Here is a 7,079-nt window from a genome sequence, read left to right as displayed (position 1 = left end):
GGTTCCGACTTTATCAGAAGTCTCGGGCCGGTCTGACCGGCCGTTCGTTTCCGAATCATCGGGAGAGTGCTTCGTCGAATTCGTTGATTCGGAGAAGCTGATAGATGTTCACTGTCGCCCTCTGGGGTGAACCCATCTACAGGCAACTGTTCGAATCTACCTCCCCGCTCGCTCCGTGTCAACGGCTCTTGCGGGAACGAAGAGGACACTAGCAGCTCGCCGGGGTGGGATGCACATCAGGCGGCCGTCGGCACAGTGGCGCTGCGTTCGGCCGCCTCGACATCGCCCGTGTCGCCCGCGCGCACGGCTCGGCCGCCGAGGACGTAGACGTAGGCGAGGAAGGCCAGTTCGGCGACGACACCGATGGTGATGCGGGCCCAGGTGGGCAGGCCGGACGGGGTGACGAAGCCTTCGATGGCGCCGGACACGAAGAGGACGAGCGCGAGACCGATCGCCATGCCGATGGCGGCGCGGCCCTCTTCCGCCAAGGCGATGCGCCGGGTGCGGGGCCCCGGGTCGATGAGGGTCCACCCCAGACGCAGACCGGTGCCCGCGGCGACGAACACCGCTGTCAGCTCGAGCAGACCGTGGGGCAGGACCAGGCCGAGGAAGGTGTCGAGGCGGCCGGCCGACGACATCAGGCCGAAGCCCACGCCGAGGTTGAGCATGTTCTGGAAGAGGATCCAGATCACGGGCAGTCCCAGGAAGACCCCCAGGATGAGGCAGAGCGCGGCGGCCCAGGCGTTGTTCGTCCACACCTGTGCCGCGAACGAGGCCGCCGGGTTGCTCGAGTAGTACGTCTCGTACTGGCCGCCGGGGCGGGTGAGCTCCCGTAGTTCGCTGGGGGCGGCGATGGTGGACTGCACCTCCGGGTGGGTGCCGATCCACCAGCCCAGGAGGGCCGCGACGGCGGTCGACAGGAGGGCCGTGGGGACCCACCAGTGACGGGCGCGGTAGACGGCCGCCGGGAACTGCTGGGTCAGGAACCGCGTGACGTCGCGCCAGGATGCGCGTCGGGTGCCGGTCACGACACTGCGCGCGCGGGCCACCAGTTGGCTGAGCCGTCCGGTCAGCTGGGGGTCGGGCGCGCTGGACTGGATCAGCGAGAGGTGGGTGGCCGTGCGCTGGTAGAGGGCGACGAGTTCGTCGGTCTCGGCACCGGTCAGCCGACGCCGGCGCCGGACAAGGGCGTCGAGGCGGTCCCACTCCGCGCGGTGGGCGGAGACGAAGACGTCGAGGTCCATCGGTGTGCCTGCTCCTCGGCTATCGTCGGCGGCTCGTCGTGGATCAGCTTGTCGTACCGCGGCGCGGTGCGTCCTCAGCTTGGCAGACTGGCGGGGACGGGGGCAGTCAGGTGAAGGGCGGCGGGCGTGAGTGAGCTGGTGACGGGCGAGGCGGTGGCGCTGGAGCTGCGTCCCGCGAGGCTGCCCAGCAGGGCGCTGGCCGTCCTGCTCGATCTTGCCGTGGCCGTGGCCGTGTACGTGGCGGTGACCATCGCGCTGGTGGCGTCCACCTCGTCCCTGGACGGGGCGGCACAGACCGCGCTGACGATCGCGACCTTCGTCCTCGTGCTGGTGGGCGGGCCGATCGCGGTGGAGACGCTCAGCCATGGGCGGTCGCTCGGGAAGATGGCGTGCGGGCTGCGGGTGGTGCGGGACGACGGCGGGCCGATCCGGTTCCGGCACTCGCTGGTCCGGGGCTTGATCGGGGTGATCGAGATCCTCATGACGTTCGGGGTGATCGCCTGCATCGCCTCGCTGGTGTCGGCGCGGGGGCGGCGGCTCGGTGACGTGTTCGCGGGCACGCTGGTCGTACGGGAGAGGGTGCCGTTCTCGTCGGGGGGCTTCATGCCGCCGCCTCCGCCGTGGCTGGCGGGGCGGTTCTCGGGGCTCGACCTGTCCGCGGTACCCGACGACCTGTGGCTCGCCGTCCGTCAGTACCTGACCCGGGCGGGGCAGCTGGATTCGCGCGTCGGCTGGGCCATGGCCGAGCGGCTGGCCGCCGATGTGGCGGCCCGTACGGGTGCTCCGGTGCCGCGGGAGGTTCCACCGCCCGCGTATCTGGCGGCGGTGCTGCAGGAACGACAGGCGCGGGAGACCCGGCGGGCGTTCGGCGGCGCCTCGACGGGTGAGGGCGCTGCCCCGGTTGAGCCGACGGCACCGGTGGTGCCGGTGGTGCCGGTGGCTCCCGCATCGACTGCCCCACCGCCTGTGCCGCCCGGCTCCCCGTCCGTCCCGCCGTCCGTCCCGTCGTCGCAGGACCGCCCCGAGGTGTCGCGGCACGTACCGCCGGGCGGCCGATCCGGAACCGGGTTCGTGCCGCCCGCGTAGGCACGGCAGGCGGCGGCGCGACGTCCCTCACGGGAACACGGACGGTGGTGTCTCCAGGTCCTCCAGCTCGATGCCGGGGGCCGCGAGGACGACGTCTCCGGTGATGTGCACGGAGTGCCGCTCGCCCGTGTCCAGGGCTGTGACCTGGTATTCGTCCACGGTGAGGGGGCCGTTGTCAGTGGCGTGTGCTTCTCTGTTCAGCAAGGCCCAGGACTGGTCCACGGTGCGGGGGGCGAGGACCGGGTCGGTGAGGGCGACGAGGCGTACGCGGGTGGCAGAAGCGGAGGGGGTGAGGCGCAGGAGGCGGGTCACGGCGACGAGGAAGGCCGGGGACGTGCCGGTGAAGGCGTGGGCGCGCACATTGCCTTCGGTGGCGTGGATTCCGGTGGGGTCGGTACGGACCCAGCTGACTCCGTCGATGGCGGCGCCGCGTACCTGCCAGTCGGCGGCGTGGAGTTCGAGGCGGATGGGGCGGCCGAGTTCGTCGAGGGCGAGGTCGACGGAGCCGCGGTGCTCCCCGGTGGGCGTGGTCAGCCGGGAGACGTAGCGCCAGCCGGAGGGGCCGGGGGCGCATTGGAAGTGCTCTTCTGCGAGGGGGGTGTGATCGTGCGGATCGTGGAGCGAATAACGGCCGCGGGGCATGGGTGTCCTGGGTGGTGACGGGCTGGTCCGGCCGCTGATGCGGCTGCGGCGCCAATGGGGCAGGCCCCCGGCACGGGGGTGCGGGGGCCTGCCTCGGAGGAACCGGTGACTCAGTAGCGGTAGTGGTCCGCCTTGTAGGGGCCCTCGACCTTGACGCCGATGTAGTCGGCCTGCTCCGGGCGGAGCGTGGTCAGCTTGACGCCGAGGGAGTCGAGGTGGAGCCGGGCGACCTTCTCGTCCAGGTGCTTGGGCAGCACGTAGACGTCGGTCGGGTACTCGTCGGGCTTGGTGAACAGCTCGATCTGGGCCAGGGTCTGGTCCGCGAAGGAGTTGGACATCACGAACGACGGGTGACCGGTGGCGTTGCCCAGGTTCAGCAGGCGGCCCTCGGACAGGACGATGAGGACCTTGCCGTCGGGGTACGTCCAGGTGTGGACCTGCGGCTTGACCTCGTCCTTGACGATGCCGGGGGTCTGGGCGAGGCCGGCCATGTCGATCTCGTTGTCGAAGTGGCCGATGTTGCCGACGATGGCCTGGTGCTTCATCCGGGCCATGTCCTTGGCCATGATGATGTCCTTGTTGCCGGTCGTGGTGACGAAGATGTCGGCCTTGTCGACGACCTCGTCCAGCGTGGTGACCTGGAAGCCGTCCATCGCCGCCTGGAGGGCGCAGATCGGGTCGATCTCGGTGATGATCACGCGGGCGCCCTGGCCGCGCAGGGACTCCGCGCAGCCCTTGCCCACGTCGCCGTAGCCGCAGACGACGGCGGTCTTGCCGCCGATCAGGACGTCGGTGGCGCGGTTGATGCCGTCGACCAGGGAGTGGCGGCAGCCGTACTTGTTGTCGAACTTCGACTTGGTGACCGCGTCGTTGACGTTGATCGCCGGGAACAGGAGGGTGCCGTCGCGGTGCATCTCGTACAGGCGGTGGACGCCGGTCGTGGTCTCCTCGGTCACGCCGCGGATCTCGGACGCCAGCTGGGTCCACTTCTGCGGGCTCTCGCCGACCGTGCGGGTGAGGAGTTCGAGGATGACGCGGTGCTCGTCGGACTCGGCGGTGTCGACCGAGGGGACCTTGCCGTCCTTCTCGTACTCGACGCCCTTGTGGACGAGGAGGGTGGCGTCACCGCCGTCGTCCAGGATCATGTTCGGGCCGCCGGTCGGGGTGTTCGGCCAGGTCAGCGCCTGCTCCGTGCACCACCAGTACTCTTCGAGGCTCTCGCCCTTCCAGGCGAAGACCGGGACGCCCTGCGGGTTGTCGGGCGTGCCGTTCGGGCCGACGGCGATGGCGGCGGCCGCGTGGTCCTGGGTGGAGAAGATGTTGCAGGAGGCCCAGCGGACCTCGGCGCCGAGGGCGACCAGGGTCTCGATGAGCACGGCGGTCTGCACGGTCATGTGCAGGGAGCCGGTGACGCGGGCGCCGGCGAGGGGCTGGGCGTCGGCGTACTCCTTGCGGATCGCCATCAGGCCCGGCATCTCGTGCTCGGCGAGGGTGATCTCCTTGCGGCCGAACGCGGCCAGGGAGAGGTCGGCGACCTTGAAGTCCTGCCGGTTGTCGACAGTCGTCATTACGGGCTGCTCCTCGGGTTGGGTCGAGGTGGGTACGGCTGACCTGCGCGGCGACGGACACAGGGGTGCCCCGAAGAGGACACAGGCATGCCCGCGTACGCGCAGCGCAGTCCGTCGGAGGCCCTCTCTCCCTCGGCCGGTCCGTCCTGGACCGCCCGACCGCCATCAGCAGCGACGTCTGGCTCCGTCCCAAGCTACACCGCGGGCGCCCGCCGTCCCCAGTCCGCCTCCGAAGACTTCCGGACGTTCACGCAGGGTGATGGCCGGCGCCTGCCGGGCGGTCAGTGGGCGGCGGGCGGTGCGGTGGGCCCGCCGGGGGTCGCCTCGGGGTCGGCGCCCTTGGCGGCCTCGGACTCGCTGTAGATGTCCGGTTCCAGGTAGATGACGCGGGCGATCGGGACCGCCTCGCGGATCCGGGATTCGGCGGCGTCGATCGCGGAGGCGATCTCGGTGGCCGTTCCGTCGTGGCGGACGGCGATCTTGGCGGCGACGAGGAGTTCCTCGGGGCCGAGGTGGAGGGTGCGCATGTGGATGATGCCGGTGACGGTGTCCCCGGCGACGGCCGCGGCCTCGATCTGCCGGACCGCGTCGGCGCCCGCGGACTCACCGAGCAGCAGGGACTTGGTCTCGACGGCGAGGACCAGCGCGATCAGGATGAGCAGGATGCCGATGCACAGGGTGCCGATGCCGTCCCAGACACCGTCGCCGGTGAGCAGGGCGAGGCCGACGCCGCCGAGGGCGAGGATCAGGCCGACGAGGGCGCCGAGGTCCTCCAGGAGGACGACGGGCAGCTCCGGGGCCTTGGCGTGGCGGATGAACTCCTTCCAGGACTTCTTGCCGCGCAGGGGGTTGGACTCCTTGATGGCGGTCCGGAAGGAGAAGCTCTCGGCGATGATCGCGAAGACCAGGACGCCCACCGGCCAGTACCAGTGCTCCAGTTCGTGCGGGTGCTTGATCTTCTCGTAGCCCTCGTAGAGGGCGAACATGCCGCCGACGGAGAAGAGCACGATGGAGACGAGGAAGGCGTAGATGTAGCGCTCGCGGCCGAAGCCGAAGGGGTGTTGCGGGGTGGCCTCGCGCTGGGCGCGCTTGCCGCCCAGGAGCAGCAGGCCCTGGTTGCCCGAGTCTGCGAGGGAGTGCACGGACTCGGCGAGCATCGACGACGATCCGCTGAAGAGGAACGCCACGAATTTCGCCACCGCGATCGAGAGATTGGCGAGCAGTGCCGCCACGATCGCCTTGGTACCGCCTGACGCGCTCATGTGTCGCGTTGTCCCTTCGCCTTCGACTGTGGCCGGCTTTGCCCCGCCTTTGCGGTGCGCCATTGTTGCAGCCCGGGCGGGCCCCGACGTGCCGGATGCCCCGTCGGGCGAGGGTCAGACGCGCACGGTGGCCCGGAAGAGTGTGCCGGTTCCGGAGACTTCGGCCTTTTCGTGCGCCGGGACGAAGACGGAGTGGCCGGGCGTCAGTTCGTGTTCGCCGGCCCGGACCGTGCCCGCCGTGCAGAGCAGGATCTGCGGGGTGGGCAGGGTGAGGTCGTGGGCGCCGGCGCCCTCGGGCAGGACGTAGCGGGACAGGCGGAACTCGTCGGTCGGGGTGTCGTAGACCTCTTCGCCGTCGGGGGACGCCTCCGGGCGCAGGATGCCGGCGTCGCCCGCCTCGAAGCGGACGATGCGCAGCAGTTCGGGGACGTCGACGTGCTTGGGGGTCAGGCCGCAGCGCAGGACGTTGTCGGAGTTGGCCATGATCTCGACGCCGAGGCCGTTGAGGTAGGCGTGCGGGATGCCCGCGCCGAGGTAGAGGGCCTCGCCGGGCTGGAGCCGGACGTGGTTGAGGAGCATGGCGGCGAGGACGCCGGGGTCGCCCGGGTAGTGGTGGGCGATGCCGGCGTACGGCCGGTAGGCGCCGCCGAGGCGGTCGCAGGCGGCCGCGGTCTCGGTGACCGTCCGGGACATCTCCTCGGGGTCGGCGGTGAGGATCGCGGTGAGGACCTCGCGCAGGGCGGCGTCCTCGGGGTGGGCGCGCAGCAGGTCGACGTACGGCTTGAGGGAGGCGACGCCGAGTCCGTCGAGCAGGTCGGCGGTCTCGGCCGGGGCGCGGAAGCCGCACAGGCCGTCGAACTCGGTGAGGGCGCAGACCAGTTCGGGCTTGTGGTTGGCGTCCTTGTAGTTGCGGTGCGGGGCGTCCAGGGGGACGCCGCGGCGTTCCTCGTCCTCGTACCCCTGCTCGGCCTGCGCGAGGTCGGGGTGGACCTGGAGGGAGAGCGGGGCGCCGGCGGCGAGGAGTTTGAGGAGGAAGGGCAGCCGGGGGCCGAACCTGGCGACGGACGCGGCGCCCAGTTCCTTCTCGGGGTCGGTGTCCACGACCTCGGCGAGGGTGCCGCGGTCGGTGCGGGAGGGGGCACCGGGGTGGGCGCCCATCCACATCTCCGCCTGCGGTTCGCCGGTCGGCTCGGTCCCGAGCAGGGTCGGGATCGCGGTGGTGGAACCCCAGGCGTAGGGGCGGACGGTGTTGTCGAGGCGGTCCATGGGCTCTCTCT

Annotated in this window: 6 protein-coding genes; 1 reads left to right on the top strand and 5 read right to left on the bottom strand. The window is 70.9% G+C overall.

The genetic code is table 11. The features are described 5' to 3' along the window. Positions 1-236: 236 nt before the first annotated feature. Positions 237-1,244, bottom strand: coding sequence for a stage II sporulation protein M (locus tag Sco07f_RS34680; protein WP_007388650.1), 1,008 nt, complete (start codon positions 1,242-1,244; stop codon positions 237-239). A 126-nt stretch (positions 1,245-1,370) separates the two neighbouring features. Here Sco07f_RS34680 and Sco07f_RS34675 point away from each other — a divergent pair, with 126 nt between their 5' ends. Beyond that, the gene (locus tag Sco07f_RS34675; RefSeq protein ID WP_108990214.1) at positions 1,371-2,330 is read left to right on the top strand and encodes an RDD family protein; all 960 of its coding nucleotides are present in this window, start codon (positions 1,371-1,373) and stop codon (positions 2,328-2,330) included. A 27-nt stretch (positions 2,331-2,357) separates the two neighbouring features. On the opposite strand, the gene Sco07f_RS34670 is transcribed toward Sco07f_RS34675, so the two are convergent. From Sco07f_RS34670 to manA, 4 genes are all read right to left on the bottom strand, one after another. Further along, the gene (locus tag Sco07f_RS34670; RefSeq protein ID WP_054103447.1) at positions 2,358-2,972 is read right to left on the bottom strand and encodes a hypothetical protein; all 615 of its coding nucleotides are present in this window, start codon (positions 2,970-2,972) and stop codon (positions 2,358-2,360) included. Positions 2,973-3,082: 110 nt separating this feature from the next. Next, positions 3,083-4,540, bottom strand: a complete 1,458-nt coding sequence (gene ahcY, locus Sco07f_RS34665; protein WP_054103448.1) for an adenosylhomocysteinase — start codon at positions 4,538-4,540, stop codon at positions 3,083-3,085. 281 nt (positions 4,541-4,821) lie between these two features. Then, a complete protein-coding gene (locus Sco07f_RS34655; RefSeq protein ID WP_108990212.1) occupies positions 4,822-5,802 on the bottom strand; it encodes a cation diffusion facilitator family transporter in 981 nt (326 codons plus the stop codon). A 114-nt stretch (positions 5,803-5,916) separates the two neighbouring features. Then, a complete protein-coding gene (gene manA / locus Sco07f_RS34650; protein WP_108990211.1) occupies positions 5,917-7,068 on the bottom strand; it encodes a mannose-6-phosphate isomerase, class I in 1,152 nt (383 codons plus the stop codon). Positions 7,069-7,079: the final 11 nt, after the last annotated feature.

It is taken from the genome of Streptomyces coelicoflavus (genome assembly GCF_003112555.1).
GTDB lineage: Bacteria > Actinomycetota > Actinomycetes > Streptomycetales > Streptomycetaceae > Streptomyces > Streptomyces coelicoflavus.
This window is presented reverse-complemented; position numbering and strand designations above follow the sequence as displayed.